The sequence below is a fragment of the Burkholderiales bacterium genome (assembly GCA_036262035.1).
GTDB lineage: Bacteria > Pseudomonadota > Gammaproteobacteria > Burkholderiales > SG8-41 > JAQGMV01.
The window spans coordinates 396,271-416,641 of record DATAJS010000031.1 but is presented as its reverse complement, the minus strand read 5'-3'; the positions used below and the strand labels follow the sequence as shown (position 1 = coordinate 416,641).

Here is a 20,371-nt window from a genome sequence, read left to right as displayed (position 1 = left end):
ATCGATCGAGCTGCCGAAGGGCACGGAGATGGTGATGCCCGGGGACAACGTGTCGATCGAAGTGACGCTGATCCAGCCGATCGCGATGGAAGAGGGGCTGCGTTTCGCGATTCGCGAAGGCGGCAGAACCGTCGGCGCCGGTGTCGTAGCGAAAATTATTGAGTGAAACGTGATGCGGCTTCGCCGCTTGTGAAACGTGAAACGTAAACCGGCTCACGTCTCACGTTTCACGTTTCACATTTCACGTTTCACGGGGTCTAGATAATGGCAGTCAAAAGTCAGAAAATCCGCATCCGCCTGAAGGCGTTCGATTACCGGCTGATCGATCAGTCGGCGCTCGAGATCGTCGACACGGCGAAGCGCACCGGAGCGGTGGTCAAGGGCCCCGTTCCGCTGCCCACGCGCAAGCAGCGCTTCGACCTCCTGCGCTCGCCGCACGTCAACAAGACGTCGCGCGACCAGCTCGAGATCCGCACGCACCTGCGCCTGATGGACATCATCGATCCCACCGACAAGACGGTCGACGCGCTGATGAAGCTCGACCTTCCCGCGGGCGTGGACGTAGAGATCAAGCTGTAAGCGCGTGAAAAGTGAAACGTGAAATGTGAAACGTAGAGAAGATCCGACGTTTCACGTTTCACAAGCGACGAAGTCGCCTCACGTTTCACGGCAGTAAACAAGTCGTCGGCCAATTGAAGTCGGCGCCAGGTCCGCGAGGACCTGTAACCCCGGAAAGGGACGTAAGATGAGCTTAGGACTTGTTGGCCGCAAGGTCGGCATGACCCGCGTGTTCACCGACGATGGCGATTCCATCCCGGTGACCGTTGTGGACGTGTCGAACAACCGCGTCACCCAGATCAAGACCGCCGAGGCCGACGGCTACGCAGCCGTGCAGGTCGCTTTCGGCAAGCGCCGCGCGAACCGCGTCGGCAAACCCCAGGCAGGCCATTTCGCGAAAGCCGGCGTCGAAGCCGGGCGCGTCCTTCGCGAGTTCCGTATCACCGCGGAAGAGGCTGCGAACCTGAAAGCCGGCGGCACCGTTGCTGCCGCCGACGTCTTCCAGCCCGGTCAGAAGGTCGACGTCTCCGGCGTCTCGCAGGGCAAGGGCTTCTCGGGCGTCATCAAGCGCCACAATTTTTCGTCGAACCGCGCGAGCCACGGTAACTCGGTCTCGCACAACAAGCCGGGCTCGATCTCGATGGCGCAGGACCCGGGCCGCGTCTTCCCGGGCAAGAAGATGCCCGGCCACTACGGCGCGGCCAGCCGCACGGTGCAGAACCTCGAGATCGTGCGCGTCGACGCCGAGCGTCAGCTCCTCCTCATTCGCGGCGCCGTTCCCGGCTCGCGCGGCGGCGACCTGATGGTGCGCCCTGCGGTGCGGGCGCAGAGGGTCGCGAAACCCGCCCCGGCCAAGGCCGCGGGCAAGGGCAAATAAAGGGGGCTGAATGGAACTCAAGATCATCAACGAGCAAGGCCAGTCGACCTCTTCGGTGAACGCTTCGGACGCGGCTTTCGGCCGCGAGTACAACGAAGCGCTCGTGCACCAGGTGGTGACGGCCTTCATGGCCAACGGGCGTCAGGGCACCCGCTCGCAGAAGGATCGCGGCGAAGTCAGGCACTCGACCAAGAAGCCGTGGAACCAGAAAGGAACCGGCCGCGCGCGCGCCGGTATGACGTCCAGCCCGCTGTGGCGTGGCGGCGGTCGCATTTTCCCGAATCGGCCGGACGAGAATTTCAGCCATAAGCTCAACCGCAAGATGTACCGCGCGGGCCTTTCGTCGATCTTCTCGCAGCTCGCGCGCGAAGAGCGTCTGGCGGTCGTCGAGAGCTTCACGCTCGAGGCGCCGAAGACCAAGCTGCTCGCCCAGAAGCTCAAGGGCATGGGGCTCGCCAGCGTCCTCATCATCACCGACGCGCTCGACGAGAACCTCGGGCTGGCGTCCCGCAATCTGCCATTCGTCGACGTCGTGTCGGTGGCCGGAGCCGATCCGGTCAGTCTGATCCGCGCCGACCACGTGATCGTGACCCGCGGCGCCGTGGCCAAGATCGAGGAGATGTTCGCATGAGCCAGGCAACCACCACTTTCGGCAAGCGCGAAGAGCGCCTGATGCAGGTGCTGCTCGCTCCGGTGATCTCGGAGAAGAGCACCATGGTCGGCGAGAAGCGCAACCAGTACGTGTTTCGCGTGTGCAGCGACGCGACCAAGCCGGAGATCAAGGCGGCGGTCGAGATGATGTTCAGCACGCAGGTGAAGTCGGTCAGCATCGTCAACGTGCGCGGCAAGGAAAAGCGCGCGGGCCGCTTCATGGGTCGCCGCAACAACTGGAAGAAGGCTTACGTCGCGCTGGCCCAAGGCCAGGAGATCACCTTCGCTGAAGGGGAGAACAAGTAATGCTCATCAAAGTCAAACCGACCTCCCCAGGCCGGCGCCAGCTCGTCAAGGTCGTAACGAAGGACCTGCACAAGGGCAAGCCCCACGCCGCGCTCGTCGAGAGCGAATCGAAGAGCGCCGGCCGCAACACGCACGGCCGCGTCACGATGCGCCACAAGGGCGGCGGTCACAAGCAGCACTACCGCATCATCGATTTCAAGCGCAACAAGGACGGCGTCCCGGCGAAGGTCGAGCGCATCGAGTACGACCCGAACCGCAGCGCGCATCTGGCGCTGCTGCTCTACGCCGACGGCGAGCGCCGTTACGTGATCGCGCAGAAAGGCGTGGTCGCGGGCGCGCAGCTCATGTCCGGCTCGGAAGCCCCGATCAAGGCCGGCAACACGCTGCCGCTGCGGAACATCCCCGTCGGCACGACGATCTGCTGCATCGAGATGATGCCGGGCAAGGGCGCGCAGCTCGCGCGCGCGGCCGGCACCGGCGTGCAGCTCCTCGCGCGTGAAGGCGAATACGCTCAGCTTCGCCTGCGCTCCGGCGAGATCCGCCGCGTGCACATCAACTGCCGCGCGACGATCGGCGAAGTGGGCAACGAAGAGCATTCGCTGGAATCGATCGGCAAGGCGGGCCGCGTGCGCTGGCGCGGCGTGCGTCCGACCGTTCGCGGTGTCGCGATGAACCCGATCGACCACCCGCACGGCGGCGGCGAAGGCCGCACTTCGGCAGGCCGGCATCCGGTGAGCCCGTGGGGCGTGCTCACCAAGGGTTACAAGACTCGCAAGAACAAGCGCACCGACAGCATGATCGTGCGCCGTCGCAACGCGAAGAGCGCGGGGTAAAGACACATGGCACGTTCAGTCAAAAAAGGTCCGTTCGTCGATCACCACCTGCTGGACAAGGTCGAGGCCGCACGCGCGGCTTCGGACAAGCGTCCGATCAAGACGTGGTCGCGCCGCTCCACGATCCTGCCGGATTTCGTCGGCCTGACGATCGCGGTCCACAACGGCAAGCAGCACATCCCGGTGTACGTCACCGAAAACATGGTCGGCCACAAGCTCGGCGAGTTCTCGCACACCCGCACCTTCAAGGGTCACTCGAAGGCGGGCGGCGCGGGCGACAAAAAAGCCAGCCCCGCCAGGTAAGGACACGACATGGATACCAACGCAAAACTCTGGGGTGTACGGCTGTCGGCGCAGAAAGGCCGGCTGGTCGCGGACCAGATCCGCGGCAAATCGGTCGAGAACGCGCTCAACATCCTTCAGTTCAGCCCGAAGAAGGCCGGCGCCATTATTCGTAAAGTGCTCGAGTCGGCGATCGCCAACGCCGAGCACAACGCGGGCGCGGACATCGACGAGCTGAAAGTGACGCATATCTGCATCGAGAAGGGGCCGGTGCTCAAGCGCTTTCAGGCGCGCGCCAAAGGCCGTGGCAACCGCATTCTCAAGCCCACGTGCCACATCTTCTTAACCGTCGGCGACGGGAGGAATTAATTTATGGGTCAGAAGATACATCCGACCGGGTTCCGCCTGGCGCTGAACAAGAACTGGGCTTCGCGCTGGTACGCGAACAACAAGGGCTTCGCGGGCATGCTGCTCGAGGACGTCAAGGTTCGCGACTACCTCAAGGAGAAGCTCGGCCACGCCGCGGTCTCGCGCGTGGTGATCGAGCGCCCCGCGAAGAACGCGCGCATCACGATCTTCTCGGCGCGTCCCGGCGTGGTCATCGGCAAGAAGGGCGAGGACATCGAGTCGCTCAAGACGCAGCTCCAGAGGATGCTCGGCGTGCCCGTGCACGTGAACATCGAGGAAGTGCGCAAGCCCGAGCTCGACGCCCAGCTCATCGCCGATTCGATCTCGCAGCAGCTCCAGAAGCGGATCATGTTCCGCCGCGCGATGAAGCGCGCGATCACCAACGCCATGCGTCTCGGCGCGCAAGGCATCAAGATCATGAGCGCCGGCCGCCTGAACGGCATCGAGATCGCCCGCACCGAGTGGTATCGCGAAGGCCGCGTGCCTCTCCACACGCTGCGCGCCGACATCGATTACGGTTTTTCGGAAGCCAAGACCACCTACGGCGTCATCGGCATCAAGGTGTGGGTCTTCAAGGGCGAGATCATGAAGCAGGGCGAGACCAACCCGCTCGCGCCGCAGGCCCCGACCCCCGAACCCGAGCAGCCGCGCGAGCGCAAGCCCCGCGGCAGGACCCCCGGCAGAACAGGAGCAAGACGTGCTACAGCCAGCCAGACGTAAATACCGCAAGGAGCAGAAGGGCCGGAACACCGGCAAGGCGACTCGCGGCAACAAGGTGAGCTTCGGCGAATTCGGCCTGAAGGCCGTCGGCCGCGGCCGCCTCACGGCCCGCCAGATCGAGGCCGCGCGTCGTGCCATGACCCGGCACATCAAGCGCGGCGGCCGCATCTGGATCCGCATCTTCCCGGACAAGCCGATCTCGCAGAAACCCGCGGAAGTCCGGATGGGTAACGGCAAGGGCAATCCGGAGTACTGGGTCGCCGAGATCCAGCCCGGCAAGATGCTCTACGAGATGGACGGCGTCGACGAGGTGACGGCGAAAGAGGCTTTCCGCCTCGCGTCGGCGAAGCTGCCGATCCAGACGACCTTCGTGCAGCGCATGGTGGGAGCGTAAGGATGAAAGCGAGCGAATTGAGGGGCAAGTCGAGCGACGAGCTCAACCAGGAGCTGCAGTCGCTGCTGCGCGCGCAGTTCTCGCTGCGCATGCAGAAGGCGACCCAGCAGCTCTCGAATATCAGTCAGATCCGGAAGGTGCGCCGCGACATCGCGCGCGTGCGCACGCTCCTGAACGAGAAAGCGAAGGCCTAAGGCATGAGCGAACAGACGACCCCGGAAGCCGCCAAGCCGGCGGCCAACAAGCGCACCCTCCACGGGCGTGTGGTCAGCGACAAGATGCAGAAGACCGTCACGGTCCTCGTCGAGCGGCGCATGAAGCACCCGCTCTACGGCAAGTACGTGACGTTCTCCAAGAAGTACCACGCCCACGACGAGAACGGCGATTACCACCAGGGCGACCTGGTGGAGATCGAGGAGTGCCGTCCGCTCTCCAAGACCAAGGCCTGGAAGGTGACCAAGCTCCTGGAGAAAGCCCGCATCGTTTAAGGCGGGAGACCCGATTCCATTGCGGAATCGGGTCGATGGTTCTATAATATTCGGCTTTCCACGCCCGCCCCATCTCCCCCGGGGCCGGCGACCTGACCCGGACGGGCTCCAATACTGGTTTGCGCCGTAGTGAGAACTGCGGCGAGCTAAGTTGGGGAAGCAGCAGCAAATACGCAGCAACAGCAGCGAGACAAGACGATGATACAAATGCAGTCCATTCTGGACGTGGCTGACAATACGGGCGCCCGCGAGGTGATGTGCATCAAGGTGCTCGGCGGGTCCAAGCGTCGTTACGCCGGCATCGGCGATGTCATCAAGGTCAGCGTGAAGGATGCGGCCCCGCGCGGTCGCGTCAAGAAGGGCGAGGTCTACAACGCCGTCGTCGTGCGCACCGCGAAAGGTGTCCGCCGCGCCGACGGCTCGCTCGTCAAGTTCGATTCCAACGCGGCGGTGCTGCTCAACGCCAAGCTCGAGCCGATCGGCACCCGCATCTTCGGGCCGGTCACCCGCGAACTGCGGACCGAGCGCTTCATGAAGATCGTGTCGCTCGCGCCGGAAGTGCTGTAAGGGAAACCAGGAAATGAAAAAGATCAGGAAAGGCGACGACGTCGTCGTCACCACGGGCCGGGATCGCGGCAAGCGCGGCACGGTGCTGCGCGTCGTCGACGCCGAGCACGTGATCGTCGAGGGCGCGAACCGCGTGAAGAAGCACCAGCGGCCGAACCCGATGAAGGGTCTCACCGGCGGTATCGTCGAAAAGGAAATGCCGCTGCACGTCTCGAACGTGGCGTTGTGGAACCCGGGCACGAAGAAAGCCGACCGCGTCGGCGTTCGGACGCTCGAGGACGGCAAGCGCGTTCGGTTCTTCAAGTCCAACGGCGAGGTTGTGGACGTATAAGGGTTGACGTATGAGCGAGAAAGACAGCAAGGACAAGAAAGCCAAGGCGCCCGCGAAATCGGGCGGCGGCAAGCAGCCCGCGGGCGGTGAAGCCAAGCAGCCCAAGAAGGGCAAGGGCGCGCCCGAGCAGAAGGCCGCCGACGCCGCGGTCGACGAGCGTCCTTCCGGTCCGAAGGAGCCCGCGCGCCTGCAGACCTACTACCGCGAGACGGTCATGAAGGACCTCACGCAGCAGTTCGGCTACAAGAGCGTGATGGAAGTGCCGCGCATCGAGAAGATCGTGATCAACATGGGCGTTGGCGAAGCCGTCGCGGACAAGAAGATCATGGACAACGCGGTCGCCGACATGCAGAAGATCGTCGGTCAGAAGCCGCTCGTCACCAAGTCGCGCAAGTCGGTCGCGAACTTCAAGATCCGCGAAGGCTACCCGGTCGGCGCCAAGGCGACGCTGCGCGGCGCGCGGATGTACGAGTTCCTCGACCGTCTGGTCAACATCGCGCTGCCCCGCGTCCGCGACTTTCGCGGCATCTCGGCGCGCTCGTTCGACGGCCGCGGCAACTACAACATGGGCGTGAAGGAACAGATCATCTTTCCCGAGATCGAGTACGACAAGATCGACGCGATCCGCGGGATGAACATCACCATCACGACCACCGCGAAGACCGACGCAGAAGGCAAGGCGCTGCTTGCGGCTTTCAAATTCCCGTTCAGGAGCTGACGCATTCATGGCAAAGACGTCATTAGTCAACCGCAACGAGAAGCGCCGCGACGCGGTGAAGAAGTACGCCGCGAAGCGTGCGGAGCTCCTCGCGATCGCGAACGACCCGAAGGTCGCCCAGGAGGAGCGATACGAAGCTCGCCTGAAGCTGCAGAAGCTTCCGCGCGACTCGTCGCCGGTCCGCGTGCGCAACCGCTGCGCGCTCACCGGCCGTCCGCGCGGCACCTTCCGCAAGTTCGGCATGGCGCGCAACAAGCTGCGCGAGATCGCGATGCGCGGCGAGATTCCGGGCGTCATCAAGGCGAGCTGGTGAGAGGTCAGGAGAGAACTGCATGAGTATGAGTGACCCCATCTCCGACATGCTCACGCGCATCCGCAATGCGCAGCTGTCGGAAAAACAGTCGGTGGCAATGCCGGCTTCGAAGCTGAAGTCCTCGATCGCCCAGGTCCTGAAGGACGAGGGCTACATCGACGACTACGCCGTGCGCGACCAGAGCGGCAAGCGCGAGCTCGAGATCAGCCTGAAGTACTACGCGGGCCGCCCCGTGATCGAGAAGATCGAGCGCGTGAGCCGTCCCGGCCTTCGCATCTACAAGGGCACCAAGGAGATCCCGCAGGTCATGAACGGCCTCGGCGTCGCCATCGTGTCCACGTCGAAAGGCGTGATGACCGATCGCAAGGCGCGGGGTCTCGGCGTCGGCGGCGAAGTGCTGTGCATCGTCGCGTGAGAGAGAGCGAATCATGTCCCGTATAGCGAATTACCCGGTCGACATTCCCGAGAAGGTCGAGATCAAGGTCGACTACGACAGGATCTCGGTGAAGGGGCCGCTCGGCACGCTGACGCAGGCGGTCTCGCCCAAGGTGAAGATCGAGCGCGTCGACAACCGCCTCGAGTTCAAAGTGAACGACAACTCGCGCCAGGCGAACGCGCTCTCGGGCACGACTCGCGCGATCGTCGCGAACATGGTCCAGGGCGTCACCAAGGGCTTCGAGAAGAAGCTCACGCTGGTCGGCGTCGGCTACCGCGCGCAGGCGCAGGGCGACAAGCTCAACCTCACGCTCGGTTACTCGCATCCGGTGGTGCACCAGCTTCCGCAGGGCGTCAAGGCCGAGACACCGACGCAGACCGAAATCCTCATCAAGGGCACCGATAAGCAGGTCGTCGGCCAGGTGGCCGCCGAAGTGCGCGCGTACCGCGCTCCCGAGCCTTACAAGGGCAAGGGCGTGCGCTACGCCGACGAGCGGATCGTGCTCAAGGAAACGAAGAAGAAGTAAGGCGCATAGACTATGAGCGACAAGATCGAATCGCGCGTCCGGCGCGCCAAGGCAACCCGCGCCAAGATCCGCCAGCAGCGAGCCGTGCGGCTCACGGTGCACCGTTCGAACGCGCACATCTACGCGCAGGTGATCGACGCCACCGCGTCGAAGGTGCTCGCGAGCGCGTCGACCGCGGAGAAGGAGCTGCGCGCCTCCGTGAAGAACGGCGGCAACGTCTCGGCGGCAGCCGAGATCGGCAAGCGCATCGCAGAGCGCGCGAAAGCGGCCGGCATCACCGAGGTCGCGTTCGACCGCTCGGGTTACAAATTCCATGGCCGCGTGAAAGCGCTGGCCGAAGCCGCGCGTGAAGCCGGCCTGAAGTTTTAAGCGGACCCCCCATGGCGAAAATTCAAGCAGGTAAGATGCAAACCGGCGAAGAGCGCTCCGACGGTCTTCGCGAGAAGATGGTCGCGGTCAACCGCGTCACCAAGGTGGTGAAGGGCGGCCGTGTGCTCGGCTTCGCGGCGCTCGCGGTGGTCGGCGACGGCGACGGCGGTATAGGCATGGGCAAGGGCAAGGCGCGTGAAGTGCCGGTCGCGGTGCAGAAGGCGATGGAAGAAGCGCGCCGCAAGATGGTCAAGGTCTCGCTGAAGAACGGCACGCTGCAGCACCAGGTGGTCGGCCGTCACGGCGCGGCGCGCGTCTACATGCAGCCGGCTTCCGAAGGTACGGGCATCATCGCCGGCGGTCCGGTGCGCGCGGTGCTCGAAGTGATGGGCGTCACCAACATCCTCTCGAAGTGCCTGGGCTCCACCAACCCGTACAACGTCGTGCGCGCGACGATCAACGGGCTCACCGCGATGAACACGCCGGCCGCGATCGCCGCCAAGCGCGGCAAGTCGGTCGAAGAAATCACGGGGTAATCATGGCCGAAGGCAAGAAGATCAAAGTCACGCTGGTGAAGAGTCTCATCGGCACCAAGCCCGAGCATCGACAGTGCGTGCGCGGCCTCGGCCTGCGCCGCCGCATGAGCAGCGCCGAAGTGCTCGACACGCCGGCGAACCGCGGCATGATCAACAAGGTTTCCTACCTCCTAAAGGTGGAAGGCTAAGAAGATGGAACTGAACAATCTCAAGCCCGCAGCGGGCGCCAAGCACGCCAAGCGACGCGTCGGACGCGGCATCGGCAGCGGCCTCGGCAAGACCGCGGGTCGCGGCCACAAGGGCCAGAAGGCGCGTGCCGGCGGCTTTCACAAAGTCGGTTTCGAAGGCGGTCAGATGCCGCTGCAGCGCCGCCTGCCGAAGCGCGGATTCGTTTCGTTCGCTGCGGACGACAAGGCCGAAGTGCGGCTCGGCGATCTGGCGAAGGTCGACGGCGACGTCATCGACCTCGCCGCGCTGAAGAAGGCGGGCGTCGTCCCGCACCTCGCGACGCGCGCGAAAGTGATCCTGTCGGGCGAGATCTCGCGCAAGGTCGCGGTCAAGGGTCTGGGCGTCACCAAGGGCGCGCGCGCCGCGATCGAAGCCGCGGGCGGCAGCATCGAAGCCCCGGCCGAGAAAGCGCCGGCCGGCAAGCTCCAGAAGAAGCCGGCGGCCCAGCCGGAGGCTAAGTAAGCTTGGCGACCAACAGCTCACTGCTCGCATCCGGAAAGCTCGGCGACCTCAAGCGCCGCCTGCTGTTCCTGCTGGGCGCGCTGATCGTGTTCCGCATCGGGTCTTTCATCCCGGTGCCGGGCATCGACCAGATGCAGCTCGCCGAGCTCTTCAAATCGCAGAAGGGCGGCATCCTGGACATGTTCAACATGTTCTCGGGAGGCGCGCTCTCGCGGTTCTCCATCTTCGCGCTGGGCATCATGCCCTACATCTCGGCGTCGATCATCATGCAGCTCATGACGGTCGTGTCGCCGACGCTGGAAGCGCTGAAGAAGGAGGGCGAGGCAGGGCGCAGGAAGATCACCCAGTACACGCGCTACGGCACCCTGGGGCTCGCGCTGTTTCAGTCGCTGGGCATCGCGATCGCGCTCGAATCGCAGCAGCGGCTGGTGGTCGACCCGGGCCTGCTGTTCCGCCTCACGGCGATGGTGACGCTGACGACCGGCACGCTGTTCCTGATGTGGCTCGGCGAGCAGATCACCGAACGCGGCATCGGCAACGGCATCTCGCTCATCATCTTCGCCGGCATTGCCGCGGGCTTCCCGCACGCGATCGGCGGCACGCTGGAGCTCGCGCGCACCGGGGCGTTCTCGATCCCCGTGGTGCTGTTCATCTTCGCGACCGTGGTGCTGGTCACCGCGTTCGTGTGCTTCGTCGAGCGCGGGCAGCGGAAGATCCTGGTGAATTACGCGAAGCGACAGGTGGGGCGTAAGGTCTACGGCGGCCAGACTTCGCATCTGCCGCTGAAGATCAACATGTCCGGGGTGATCCCGCCGATCTTCGCCTCGTCGATCATCCTGTTCCCGGCGACCGCGGTGGGCTGGTTCGGGCAGTCCGAAGGTATGGCGTGGCTGCGCAACATCGCGAACACCCTGCATCCCGGGCAGCCGATCTACGCGATCCTGTACGCCACGGCGATCATCTTCTTCTGCTACTTCTACACCGCGCTGGTCTTCAATCCGAAGGAGACCGCGGACAACCTGAAGAAGAGCGGGGCGTTCGTGCCGGGCATCCGGCCGGGCGAGCAGACCGCCCGCTACATCGAGCGCATCATGATGCGGCTCACCCTGACGGGTTCGATCTACGTGACGCTGGTGTGCCTGCTGCCCGAGGCGCTGATCGTCTGGAAGAACGTGCCCTTCTACTTCGGCGGCACGAGCCTGCTGATCATCGTCGTGGTGACGATGGACTTCATGGCGCAGGTGCAGGCGTACATCATGTCGCACCAGTACGAGAGCCTGCTGAAGAAGGCGAATTTCAAGGGCGGCAGCGGCGGCGTGTTCCCGACACGGTAATGTCGAAAGAAGAAACCATACAGATGCAGGGCGAGATCGTCGAAACCCTGCCGAACGCAACATTCAGGGTGAAGCTCGAGAACGGTCACATCGTACTCGGACACATCTCGGGCAAGATGCGCATGCACTACATCCGCATCCTGCCGGGGGACAAGGTCACGGTGGAGCTTACCCCCTACGACCTCACGCGCGGCCGCATCGTGTTCAGGGCGAAGTGAAATGTGAAAAGTGAAACGTGAGACGTGAAGGCGGCACCGGTTTCATCACGTTTCACATGTCACGTCTCACTCAAAATCGATAGAGGAAGCATTATGAAAGTACTGGCATCGGTTAAGCGGATCTGCCGCAACTGCAAGGTGATCAAGCGCAACGGCGTGGTCCGGGTGATCTGCTCCAAGGATCCCCGCCACAAGCAGCGCCAGGGCTGAAGGCCTGCGCCGTTGCTTCGGACCGCTACGCGGTCCTCGCCGCGCACCCCGCGGCGCGACGCAGGCTAGATAAGTTATTGGAAAGCAACCAAATTTTCGTTATAATTGCCGGTTTTCCCTTCGGGGGCGGCGAGATAAGAGGTAGGACAGCATGGCCCGCATAGGTGGCGTCAACATCCCGAACCAGCAGCACGCGAACATCGCGCTGACCGTGATCTACGGTATCGGCCGTTCCCGCGCGAAGGTGATCTGCGAGCGCGCCGGCATCGCAGGCACGACCAAGATCAAGGACCTGTCGGACAACGACATGGACAAGCTGCGGGAACAAGTCACCAAGTTCACGACCGAAGGTGACCTCCGCCGCGAAGTGTCGATGAACATCAAGCGGCTGATGGACCTCGGCACGTGGCGCGGCAAGCGCCATCGCGCGGGCCTTCCCGTGCGCGGCCAGCGCACCCGCACCAACGCGCGCACCCGCAAGGGTCCGCGTAAAGGCGCCGTCAAGCTCCAGCGCGCACCCGCGTAACGGAAGCACGATTGACGTCGGCAAGACTATCAAAGGCGATTCAAGCTCATGGCTAAGCAAAGCACCCGCGTGCGCAAGAAGGTCCGGAAGAATGTGGCGGAAGGCATCGCCCACATTCACGCTTCTTTCAACAACACGATCGTGACGATCACCGACCGTCAGGGCAACGCGCTCGCGTGGGCCACCTGCGGCAGCAACGGCTTCAAGGGCTCGCGCAAGTCGACCCCGTTCGCCGCGCAGGTCGCCGCCGAGCAGGCCGGCCGCCTCGCAGCCGAATCGGGCGTGAAGAACATCGAAGTGCGGATCAAGGGCCCCGGCCCCGGCCGCGAATCGGCCGTGCGCGCGTTGAACGCCGTCGGCTTCAAGATCACCAGCATTTCGGACGTGACCCCGGTGCCGCACAACGGCTGCCGTCCGCCGAAAAAGCACCGTATCTAAGGAGAACGCAACTTGGCAAGAAATCTGGACGCGCGCTGCCGTCAGTGCCGCCGGGAAGGCGAGAAGCTTTTCCTGAAGGCGGAGAAGTGCTTCACCGACAAGTGCGCCATCGAGCGCCGCAACTATCCGCCCGGCCAGCACGGGCAGAAGAACACGCGCCTGTCGGGCTACGGCGTGCAGCTTCGCGAGAAGCAGAAGGTCCGCCGCACCTACGGCGTGCTCGAGCGTCAGTTCCGCCTGAACTACAAGGCGGCGGCTGCATCGAGGGGCGTCACGGGTGAAGCGCTGCTGCAGATCCTCGAAGGCCGCCTCGACAACGTCTGCTATCGCATGGGCTTCGGCGGCTCGCGCACCGAAGCGCGCCAGGTCGTGCGCCACAACGGCATCCTGGTGAACGGCAAGCGGGTGAACATCCCGTCGTATCAGTGCCGTCCGGGCGACGTGATCGAAGTCGCGCAGGGCTCTAAAGACCAGCTGCGCATCAAGTCGGCGGCCGAAGCCGCCACGTCGCGCGGCCTGCCCGAATGGGTGGAAGTCGACGTCGCCGCTCTCAAGGGCACGTTCAAGGCGCGCCCGCAGCGCTCGGAGCTGTCGTCGACGATCAACGAATCGCTCGTCGTCGAACTCTACTCGAAGTAATCCGAAAGAGGTCCCCACTATATGGCCAGCAGCGCCTTTCTGAAGCCTCGCATCATCGATGTCCAGAACCTGTCGCCGTTCCACGCCCGGCTCACCATGGAGCCTTTCGAGCGCGGCTACGGCCACACGCTGGGCAACGCACTGCGCCGCACGCTGCTCTCCTCGATGCCCGGCTACGCCGCCACCGAGGTCAAGATGGCTGGCGTGCTGCACGAGTACTCCACGATCGACGGCGTCCAGGAAGACGTCGTCGACATCCTGCTGAATCTCAAGGGTGTCGTGCTCAAGATGCACGGCCGCGACGAAGCGACCCTCAACCTCAAGAAGTCCGGTGAAGGCGTCGTGACGGCGGGCGACATCGAGCAGCAGCACGACGTCGAGATCGTCAATCCCGATCACGTCATCGCGCACCTCGCGCCCGGCGGCAAGCTCGACATGCAGATCAAGGTCGAGCAGGGCCGCGGCTATCTCGCCGCGACCAGCCGCAAGACCGGCGACGAAGGCCGCACCGTCGGCAGCATCATGCTCGACGCGTCCTTCAGCCCGGTCCGCCGCGTCAGCTACTCGGTCGAGTCCGCCCGCGTCGAGCAGCGCACCGACCTCGACAAGCTGATCATGGACATCGAGACCAACGGCGCGATCGAGCCCGAGGAAGCGGTGCGCTACGCCGCCCGCATCCTGGTCGAGCAGCTTTCGGTCTTCGCCGATCTGAAGGGCATGCCCGCGCAGATCGAGGAGAAGAAAGCGACCCAGATCGACCCGGTGCTGCTGCGCCCGGTCGACGACCTCGAGCTCACCGTGCGCTCGGCCAACTGCCTGAAGGCCGAGAACATCTACTACATCGGCGATCTCATCCAGCGCACCGAGACCGAGCTTCTGAAGACCCCGAACCTCGGCCGCAAGTCGCTCAACGAGATCAAGGAAGTGCTCGCGTCGCGCGGTCTCACGCTCGGCATGAAGCTCGAGAACTGGCCGCCCGCCGGTCTCGAAAAAGTCTAAGGAAAACGATCATGCGTCACCGTCACGGGCTACGTAAGCTCAACCGCACGAGCAGCCATCGTCTCGCGATGCTGCGGAACATGACGTGCTCGCTGCTCAAGCACGAGCTCATCAAGACCACGCTGCCGAAGGCCAAGGAGCTGCGCCGCGTCGTCGAGCCGATCATCACGCTCGGCAAGGCGCCGTCGCTCGCCAACCGCCGCCTCGCGTTCAACCGCCTGCGCGACCGCGACATGGTGGTGAAGCTGTTCGACGAGATCGGCCCGCGCTACGCCAAGCGCAACGGCGGCTACACGCGCATCCTCAAGTTCGGCTTCCGCAAGGGCGACAACGCGCCGATGGCGCTGGTCGAGCTGGTGGACCGTCCGGAGGAAAGCGAAGTCGAAACCGAAGAGACGAAGCAGCCGGCGGAAGCCGGGGCCTGAACCGCCCAACGCTGATGAAAGAAGCCGGCTTCGCCGGCTTTTTTTTATGGCCGGCCGGAAAGGTCTGCACCGCCGCTTCGGCCTGCAACGGCGCGCTTATGCCCCTGGCGGCGCTACATGTCGTTCTTCGCTTCTCCTAGAATCGTCTTATGTTGAACCAGCTCGAGCTGACCGGCAGGTCGCGCAGCCATGTCGTCCAGCGCGACGACCTGAAAGCGGCAGTCCACCCTGAAGCGCTGGAAGCCTTCCTCGCGATGAAGCAGGACGCGGCGGGCGCCGGCATCGACATGGCGATCACCAGCGCCTTTCGCGATTTCGAGGCGCAGCAGCGCATCTGGAACCTCAAGTGGCGCGGCGAGCGCACGCTGTACGACGCCGCCGGCAATGCGCGCGAGCACGCGGCGCTCGCGCCCGAAGAGCTCATGGAAGCGATCCTCTGCTGGAGCGCGCTGCCCGGCGGGAGCCGCCATCACTGGGGCACCGAGATCGACGTGGTCGACAGCGCCGCGCTGCCCGAAGGCTACACGGTGCAGCTCCTGCCTTCCGAATGCGAGCCCGGCGGCGTGTTTCACCGGCTCCACCGCTGGCTCGACGCGAACATGGCGCGGTACGGCTTCTTCCGCCCGTATCGCACGTTCCGCGGCGGTGTGCACCCCGAGGCCTGGCACCTGAGCTATGCGGCCGTGGCGCAGCCTGCGCTCGCGGCGCTCACGCCCGCGCTCCTGCGCGACGCGGTCGCCGGCAGCGACATGCTCGGCAAGGAGATCGTGCTCGGGCGCATCGACGCGCTGCACGCGCGCTACGTCGCCGACGTCGATCCGCCGGAATCGACAGCGATCGCATGATCGACGCGACCACCGTCTATACCATCGGCCACGGCAACCGGCCGCTGGAGGAGCTCGTCGAGCTGCTGAAGCAGAACGGGGTCGGCTGCCTCGTCGACGTCCGGATGTTCCCCGGCTCACGCCGGCACCCGCACTTCGGCCGCGGCGAGCTGGAGAAGTCGCTGCCGAAGCGGCACATCGAGTACGTGTGGGAAGGCCAGGCGCTCGGCGGCCGTCGCCGGGCGCGCAAGGATACGCCGCACGTGGCGATGCGCAACGAGAGCTTCCGCGCGTATGCGGATCACATGCAGAGCGCCGAATTCCACGAGGGCATCGCGAGGCTGCTCGAGATCGCGCGCGACGAGCGCCCCGCGATCATGTGCGCCGAGCGCCTGCCGTGGCAGTGCCACCGCTACATGATCTCGGACTTCCTCGTCGCGCACGGCGTCGAGGTGCGGCACGTCATCGGCCCGTCGGGGCCCAAGGCGCACGCGCTGCGCACGGAGGCGCGTATCGAGGGGGACGACCTCATCTACGACGTCGGCACGCAGCCCGGTCTCGACATCGGCTGAGCGGCGCCTACAGGACCAGGATGACCCGGTAGTCGTTGACGTTCGTGCGCGTAGGACCGGTGACGACGAGCGCGCCGATCGCCGAAAAGAACGTATAGGCGTCGTTGGTGTCGAGCAGGCGTGGAGCGTCGACCTTCTTCGCGCGCGCTTTGGCGAGCGAGTCCGGGTGAAGCACGGCGCCCGCGTTGTCCTCGCTGCCGTCGATGCCGTCGGTGTCCGCCGCGAGCGCGTGCACGTCGGCGGCGCCGTCGAGGTCGATCGCGAGCGACAGCAGGAACTCGGCGCAGCGTCCGCCGCGGCCTTCGCCCCGGACGGTCACTGTACATTCGCCGCCCGAGATCAGCGCGACCGGCCGCTTCCATGGCCCGCCGTGCGCCCTGATCTCGCGCACGAGCGCGCCGTAGACCTTCGCCACCTCGCGCGCTTCACCCGTGACCGAGTCACCGAGCACGACGGGCTGTATGCCTTGCTCCGAGAAGTAGCCCGCCGCCGCTTCGAGCGAGCGATGCGCGGTCGCGATGACGCGATTCTCGACGCGCTTGAAAACCGCATCGCCGGGTTTGGGCGTCTCGGGGATCTCGCCCGCCGCGCCTCGCTCGAGGTGGCGTTTGACCGCCGGCGGCGGCTTTACGCCGGAACGCTCGAGGATGTCGAGCGCATCCCGATACGTCGTCGGATCCGGCGCGCACGGACCGGAGGCGATATGCGTGGGATCGTCGCCGGTGACGTCGGAGACGACCAGCGCGAGCACGCGCGCGCGGCAGGCGGCGGCGAGCCGTCCGCCCTGGATGGCCGAGAGGTGCTTGCGCACCGTGTTCATGTCCTGGATGGGCGCGCCGGAGCGCAGCAGCGCCTGCGTCGTGGATTTGAGCTCGGCCATCGTCACGTCGCCCGCCGGCAGCGAGAGCAGGCTCGATCCGCCGCCGGAGACGAGCACGAGCAGCAGATCGTCGCGCGTCAGCGTCTTCACGCGCTTCATGATCTCCTGCGCCGCCTGCTCGCCGGCTTCGTCGGGAACGGGATGGCCCGCTTCGATGACCGTGATGCGGTTGGTGAGCAGCCCGTGCTGATAGCGCGTCACGACCAGGCCGTCGAGCGGCGCATTCGCCGGCCAGCGCTGCTCGACCGCGAGCGCCATCGAAGCCGCGGCCTTGCCCGCGCCGACGATCAGAGTACGCCCTTTCGGCGGGGCCGGCAGGTGCTCGCCGACGATCTGCAGCGGATCGGCCGCCGCGATGGCGGCTGCAAAGCTTTCGGTCAGCAGGACATCGACGTTCGGCTTCACGAGAGCGCGCTCGCTAGATAGCGGCCGGTGTGGCTCGCGGGATGGGCGGCGATGTCTTCCGGCGTGCCTTCCGCGACGATGGTGCCGCCGCCGCCGCCGCCTTCGGGACCGAGGTCGATCACCCAGTCGGCGGTCTTGATCACGTCCAGATTGTGCTCGATCACCACGATGGTGTTGCCGTGGTCGCGCAGCCGGTGCAGCACGCGCAGCAGGAGATCGATGTCGTGGAAGTGCAGGCCGGTCGTCGGCTCGTCGAGGATGTACAGGGTGCGTCCGGTGTCCCGCTTGGACAGCTCCTGTGCGAGCTTCACGCGCTGCGCTTCGCCCCCCGAGAGCGTCGTCGCGCTCTGCCCCAGCGTGATGTAGCCGAGGCCGACGTCCAACAGGGTCTGGAGCTTGCGCGCGAGCACCGGCACCGCGCTGAAGAATTCGCACGCCTGCTCGACCGTCATCTGCAGCACTTCGTGGATGCTGCGGCCCTTGTAGTGGATCTCCAGCGTCTCGCGGTTGTAGCGCCGGCCGTGGCAGACGTCGCACGGCACGTAGATGTCCGGGAGGAAGTGCATCTCGACCTTGAGCACGCCGTCGCCCTGGCACGCTTCGCAACGTCCGCCTTTCACGTTGAACGAGAAGCGTCCCGCGCCGTAGCCGCGCTCGCGCGCCGCGGGGACGCCGGCGAAGAGCTCGCGGATCGGCGTGAAAAGACCGGTGTACGTCGCGGGATTGGAGCGCGGCGTGCGCCCGATCGGGCTCTGGTCGACGTTGACGATCTTGTCGAAGAGCTCCAGGCCGTCGATCGAGTCGTGCGGGGCGGGCTCGAGCGCGCTGCCGTAGAGCTGGCGGGCGACCGTGTTGTAGAGCGTGTCGTTGACCAGAGTCGACTTGCCCGAGCCCGATACGCCGGTCACGCATACGAACAGGCCGACCGGGATGTCGACCGTGACGTCGCGCAGGTTGTTGCCGCGCGCGCCCTTGATCGTCAGCGTGCGCTTCTTGTTGGGACGGTGACGCAGCGCCGGGATGTCGATGCGGCGGCGGCGGCTGAGATACTGGCCGGTCAGCGACTCGGCGTGCTGGGTGATGTCCCGCGGCGAGCCTTCGGCGACCACGTGGCCGCCGTGCTCTCCCGCGCCCAGGCCCATGTCGACGACGTAGTCGGCGGCCATGATCGCATCCTCGTCGTGCTCCACGACGATCACCGAGTTGCCGATGTCGCGCAGGCGCTTCAGCGTCTCCAGCAGCCGCGAGTTGTCGCGCTGGTGCAGGCCGATCGAAGGCTCGTCGAGCACGTACATGACGCCGGTCAGGCCCGAGCCGATCTGGCTCGCGAGCCGTATGCGCTGCGCTTCACCGCCCGAGAGCGTGTCCGCCGAGCGGTCGAGCGACAGGTATTCGAGGCCGACGTTGACGAGGAACTGCAGGCGGTTGGCGATCTCGCGCACGATCTTGTCGGCGATCGCCTGCTTCACCGGCGCGAGCGTGAGCGTCGAGAAGAAATCGATCGCCTCGTTCAGCGGCAGGGCCGACACTTCGTAGATCGCCTTGCGCGCGACGGTGACGAAGCGCGCTTCGCGCCGCAGGCGCGTGCCCCCGCACTCGGGACACGGCTGGTTGTTGAGGTATTTCGCCAGCTCCTCGCGCACCACCAGCGAGTCGGTCTCGCGATAACGCCGCTCGAGGTTGGGCAGCACGCCCTCGAAAGGATGCTCGCGGAAGTGCTTGTTGCCCTTCTCGCCGATGTACAGGAAGCGGATCTTCTCGCGGCCGGAGCCGTGGAGGATCGCGTGCTGCACGGCCTCGGGCAGATCGCTGAAGGGCTTTTCGAGATCGAAGCCGTAGTGCTGCGCGAGCGACTGCAGCATCTGGAAATAGAACTGGTTGCGCCGGTCCCAGCCCTTGATCGCACCCGACGCGAGCGACAGGTCGGGAAAGGCGACCACCCGCTTGGGATCGAAGAAGCTCACGCTCCCCAGCCCGTCGCAGCGCGAGCACGCGCCCATCGGATTGTTGAACGAGAAGAGCCGCGGCTCGAGCTCGGGCAGCGAATAGCTGCACACCGGGCACGCGAAGCGCGCGGAGAAGAGATGCTCGGCGCCGCCGTCCATCTCGACCGCGAGCGCGCGGCCGTCGGCGTGGCGCAGCGCGGTCTCGAACGATTCGGCGAGGCGCTGCCGCGCGTCCTGGCGCACTTTCAGCCGGTCGACCACCACCTCGACGGTGTGCTTCACGTTCTTCCTGAGCTTCGGCATCTGGTCGAGGTCGTAGACTTCGCCGTCGACGCGTATCCGCACGAAGCCCTGCGCCCGCAGCTCGTCGAAGAGCTCCGCCTGCTCGCCCTTGCGGCCCACCACCAGCGGCGCGAGGACCATGAGCCGCGTGTCCTCGGGCAGCGTCAGCACGTGGTCGACCATCTGCGAGACGCTCTGCGCCGACAGCTCGTTGCCGTGCTCGGGACAATGGGGGTCGCCGATGCGCGCATAGAGGAGGCGCAGGTAATCGTGGATCTCGGTCACCGTGCCGACGGTCGATCGCGGATTGTGGCTGGTCGCTTTCTGCTCGATCGAGATCGCGGGGGACAGGCCCTCGATGAGATCGACGTCGGGCTTCTCCATGAGCTGGAGGAACTGGCGCGCATACGCCGAGAGCGATTCGACGTAGCGCCGCTGGCCTTCGGCGTACAGCGTGTCGAAGGCGAGGGACGACTTGCCCGAGCCCGACAGGCCGGTGATCACGACCAGGCGGTTGCGCGGAAGGTCGAGGTTGACGTTCTTGAGGTTGTGGGTGCGAGCGCCCCGGACACGGATGAGCTCGCCACCCGTGCCGCCGCGCTCGCCCGCGGCCGGTTCCTTCGGCTCGGGTCGTTGCGAGTGTAAGGGAGTGACTGAAGCCATGGGCAAA

The 20,371-nt window shown here is 65.4% G+C and carries 34 protein-coding genes; 32 read left to right on the top strand and 2 right to left on the bottom strand.

The genetic code is table 11. The features are described 5' to 3' along the window. The 32 genes from tuf to VHP37_31835 form a co-directional block, all read left to right on the top strand. Positions 1-166, top strand: a 166-nt coding sequence (gene tuf, locus VHP37_31990) for an elongation factor Tu (GenBank protein HEX2830999.1), incomplete at its 5' end; no start/stop codon positions are given. A 98-nt stretch (positions 167-264) separates the two neighbouring features. Continuing rightward, complete coding sequence (gene rpsJ, locus VHP37_31985; GenBank protein ID HEX2830998.1) at positions 265-579, top strand: 30S ribosomal protein S10; 315 nt, start codon at positions 265-267, stop codon at positions 577-579. A gap of 166 nt (positions 580-745) precedes the next feature. Continuing rightward, positions 746-1,435, top strand: a complete 690-nt coding sequence (gene rplC, locus VHP37_31980; GenBank protein ID HEX2830997.1) for a 50S ribosomal protein L3 — start codon at positions 746-748, stop codon at positions 1,433-1,435. Between the two features lie 10 nt (positions 1,436-1,445). Next, positions 1,446-2,066, top strand: a complete 621-nt coding sequence (gene rplD / locus VHP37_31975; GenBank protein HEX2830996.1) for a 50S ribosomal protein L4 — start codon at positions 1,446-1,448, stop codon at positions 2,064-2,066. Continuing rightward, on the top strand, positions 2,063-2,392 hold the full coding sequence (gene rplW / locus VHP37_31970; protein HEX2830995.1) for a 50S ribosomal protein L23: 330 nt from the start codon (positions 2,063-2,065) through the stop codon (positions 2,390-2,392). Before rplD ends, rplW begins: the two co-directional genes overlap by 4 nt. After that, on the top strand, positions 2,392-3,225 hold the full coding sequence (gene rplB / locus VHP37_31965; protein ID HEX2830994.1) for a 50S ribosomal protein L2: 834 nt from the start codon (positions 2,392-2,394) through the stop codon (positions 3,223-3,225). Before rplW ends, rplB begins: the two co-directional genes overlap by 1 nt. A 6-nt stretch (positions 3,226-3,231) precedes the next feature. Next, positions 3,232-3,528 (top strand): 30S ribosomal protein S19, encoded by a 297-nt coding sequence (rpsS, locus tag VHP37_31960; protein ID HEX2830993.1) that lies wholly within the window; start codon positions 3,232-3,234, stop codon positions 3,526-3,528. Positions 3,529-3,537: 9 nt separating this feature from the next. Then, positions 3,538-3,876 (top strand): 50S ribosomal protein L22, encoded by a 339-nt coding sequence (gene rplV, locus VHP37_31955; protein HEX2830992.1) that lies wholly within the window; start codon positions 3,538-3,540, stop codon positions 3,874-3,876. A 3-nt stretch (positions 3,877-3,879) separates the two neighbouring features. Next, positions 3,880-4,635, top strand: coding sequence for a 30S ribosomal protein S3 (gene rpsC, locus VHP37_31950; protein ID HEX2830991.1), 756 nt, complete (start codon positions 3,880-3,882; stop codon positions 4,633-4,635). Then, positions 4,613-5,029, top strand: a complete 417-nt coding sequence (rplP, locus tag VHP37_31945) for a 50S ribosomal protein L16 (protein ID HEX2830990.1) — start codon at positions 4,613-4,615, stop codon at positions 5,027-5,029. Before rpsC ends, rplP begins: the two co-directional genes overlap by 23 nt. A 2-nt stretch (positions 5,030-5,031) precedes the next feature. Next, positions 5,032-5,223, top strand: a complete 192-nt coding sequence (gene rpmC, locus VHP37_31940; GenBank protein HEX2830989.1) for a 50S ribosomal protein L29 — start codon at positions 5,032-5,034, stop codon at positions 5,221-5,223. A 3-nt stretch (positions 5,224-5,226) separates the two neighbouring features. After that, positions 5,227-5,517 (top strand): 30S ribosomal protein S17, encoded by a 291-nt coding sequence (rpsQ, locus tag VHP37_31935; protein ID HEX2830988.1) that lies wholly within the window; start codon positions 5,227-5,229, stop codon positions 5,515-5,517. A 198-nt stretch (positions 5,518-5,715) separates the two neighbouring features. Next, on the top strand, positions 5,716-6,084 hold the full coding sequence (rplN, locus tag VHP37_31930; protein HEX2830987.1) for a 50S ribosomal protein L14: 369 nt from the start codon (positions 5,716-5,718) through the stop codon (positions 6,082-6,084). 13 nt (positions 6,085-6,097) lie between these two features. Then, positions 6,098-6,415, top strand: coding sequence for a 50S ribosomal protein L24 (gene rplX, locus VHP37_31925; GenBank protein HEX2830986.1), 318 nt, complete (start codon positions 6,098-6,100; stop codon positions 6,413-6,415). A gap of 187 nt (positions 6,416-6,602) precedes the next feature. After that, on the top strand, positions 6,603-7,133 hold the full coding sequence (rplE, locus tag VHP37_31920; GenBank protein ID HEX2830985.1) for a 50S ribosomal protein L5: 531 nt from the start codon (positions 6,603-6,605) through the stop codon (positions 7,131-7,133). Positions 7,134-7,140: 7 nt separating this feature from the next. Beyond that, positions 7,141-7,446: a 30S ribosomal protein S14 gene (gene rpsN, locus VHP37_31915; protein ID HEX2830984.1), complete on the top strand. Its 306-nt coding sequence runs from the start codon at positions 7,141-7,143 to the stop codon at positions 7,444-7,446. Between the two features lie 19 nt (positions 7,447-7,465). After that, a complete protein-coding gene (rpsH, locus tag VHP37_31910; protein ID HEX2830983.1) occupies positions 7,466-7,861 on the top strand; it encodes a 30S ribosomal protein S8 in 396 nt (131 codons plus the stop codon). Positions 7,862-7,874: 13 nt separating this feature from the next. Continuing rightward, a complete protein-coding gene (gene rplF / locus VHP37_31905; GenBank protein ID HEX2830982.1) occupies positions 7,875-8,408 on the top strand; it encodes a 50S ribosomal protein L6 in 534 nt (177 codons plus the stop codon). A 12-nt stretch (positions 8,409-8,420) separates the two neighbouring features. After that, positions 8,421-8,777, top strand: a complete 357-nt coding sequence (gene rplR, locus VHP37_31900; GenBank protein ID HEX2830981.1) for a 50S ribosomal protein L18 — start codon at positions 8,421-8,423, stop codon at positions 8,775-8,777. Between the two features lie 11 nt (positions 8,778-8,788). Further along, positions 8,789-9,313: a 30S ribosomal protein S5 gene (gene rpsE, locus VHP37_31895; protein ID HEX2830980.1), complete on the top strand. Its 525-nt coding sequence runs from the start codon at positions 8,789-8,791 to the stop codon at positions 9,311-9,313. Between the two features lie 2 nt (positions 9,314-9,315). After that, complete coding sequence (rpmD, locus tag VHP37_31890; protein HEX2830979.1) at positions 9,316-9,501, top strand: 50S ribosomal protein L30; 186 nt, start codon at positions 9,316-9,318, stop codon at positions 9,499-9,501. Between the two features lie 4 nt (positions 9,502-9,505). Then, the gene (rplO, locus tag VHP37_31885) at positions 9,506-10,003 is read left to right on the top strand and encodes a 50S ribosomal protein L15 (GenBank protein ID HEX2830978.1); all 498 of its coding nucleotides are present in this window, start codon (positions 9,506-9,508) and stop codon (positions 10,001-10,003) included. Positions 10,004-10,005: 2 nt separating this feature from the next. Beyond that, a complete protein-coding gene (gene secY / locus VHP37_31880; GenBank protein HEX2830977.1) occupies positions 10,006-11,337 on the top strand; it encodes a preprotein translocase subunit SecY in 1,332 nt (443 codons plus the stop codon). Then, entirely contained in the window at positions 11,337-11,555 is a 219-nt protein-coding gene (gene infA, locus VHP37_31875; GenBank protein HEX2830976.1) for a translation initiation factor IF-1, read from the top strand. Before secY ends, infA begins: the two co-directional genes overlap by 1 nt. Before the next feature lie 93 nt (positions 11,556-11,648). Next, positions 11,649-11,765, top strand: a complete 117-nt coding sequence (gene rpmJ / locus VHP37_31870; protein HEX2830975.1) for a 50S ribosomal protein L36 — start codon at positions 11,649-11,651, stop codon at positions 11,763-11,765. A 151-nt stretch (positions 11,766-11,916) separates the two neighbouring features. After that, complete coding sequence (gene rpsM / locus VHP37_31865; GenBank protein HEX2830974.1) at positions 11,917-12,291, top strand: 30S ribosomal protein S13; 375 nt, start codon at positions 11,917-11,919, stop codon at positions 12,289-12,291. A gap of 48 nt (positions 12,292-12,339) precedes the next feature. Continuing rightward, positions 12,340-12,729, top strand: coding sequence for a 30S ribosomal protein S11 (gene rpsK / locus VHP37_31860; protein HEX2830973.1), 390 nt, complete (start codon positions 12,340-12,342; stop codon positions 12,727-12,729). A 12-nt stretch (positions 12,730-12,741) separates the two neighbouring features. Then, positions 12,742-13,368 carry a 30S ribosomal protein S4 gene (gene rpsD, locus VHP37_31855; GenBank protein ID HEX2830972.1) on the top strand — a complete coding sequence of 209 codons (627 nt, stop codon included), beginning with the start codon at positions 12,742-12,744 and terminating at the stop codon, positions 13,366-13,368. A 21-nt stretch (positions 13,369-13,389) separates the two neighbouring features. After that, positions 13,390-14,367: a DNA-directed RNA polymerase subunit alpha gene (rpoA, locus tag VHP37_31850; GenBank protein ID HEX2830971.1), complete on the top strand. Its 978-nt coding sequence runs from the start codon at positions 13,390-13,392 to the stop codon at positions 14,365-14,367. Between the two features lie 11 nt (positions 14,368-14,378). Then, the gene (gene rplQ, locus VHP37_31845; GenBank protein HEX2830970.1) at positions 14,379-14,792 is read left to right on the top strand and encodes a 50S ribosomal protein L17; all 414 of its coding nucleotides are present in this window, start codon (positions 14,379-14,381) and stop codon (positions 14,790-14,792) included. 149 nt (positions 14,793-14,941) lie between these two features. Continuing rightward, complete coding sequence (locus VHP37_31840; GenBank protein HEX2830969.1) at positions 14,942-15,637, top strand: M15 family metallopeptidase; 696 nt, start codon at positions 14,942-14,944, stop codon at positions 15,635-15,637. Next, positions 15,634-16,188, top strand: coding sequence for a DUF488 domain-containing protein (locus tag VHP37_31835; protein ID HEX2830968.1), 555 nt, complete (start codon positions 15,634-15,636; stop codon positions 16,186-16,188). The genes VHP37_31840 and VHP37_31835 overlap by 4 nt, the downstream gene beginning before the upstream one ends. Positions 16,189-16,195: 7 nt before the next feature. Here VHP37_31835 and VHP37_31830 read toward each other — a convergent pair whose 3' ends face one another. After that, positions 16,196-17,473 carry a glycerate kinase gene (locus tag VHP37_31830; GenBank protein HEX2830967.1) on the bottom strand — a complete coding sequence of 426 codons (1,278 nt, stop codon included), beginning with the start codon at positions 17,471-17,473 and terminating at the stop codon, positions 16,196-16,198. Further along, positions 17,470-20,364, bottom strand: a complete 2,895-nt coding sequence (gene uvrA / locus VHP37_31825) for an excinuclease ABC subunit UvrA (protein ID HEX2830966.1) — start codon at positions 20,362-20,364, stop codon at positions 17,470-17,472. The genes VHP37_31830 and uvrA overlap by 4 nt, the downstream gene beginning before the upstream one ends. Positions 20,365-20,371 lie beyond the last annotated feature (7 nt).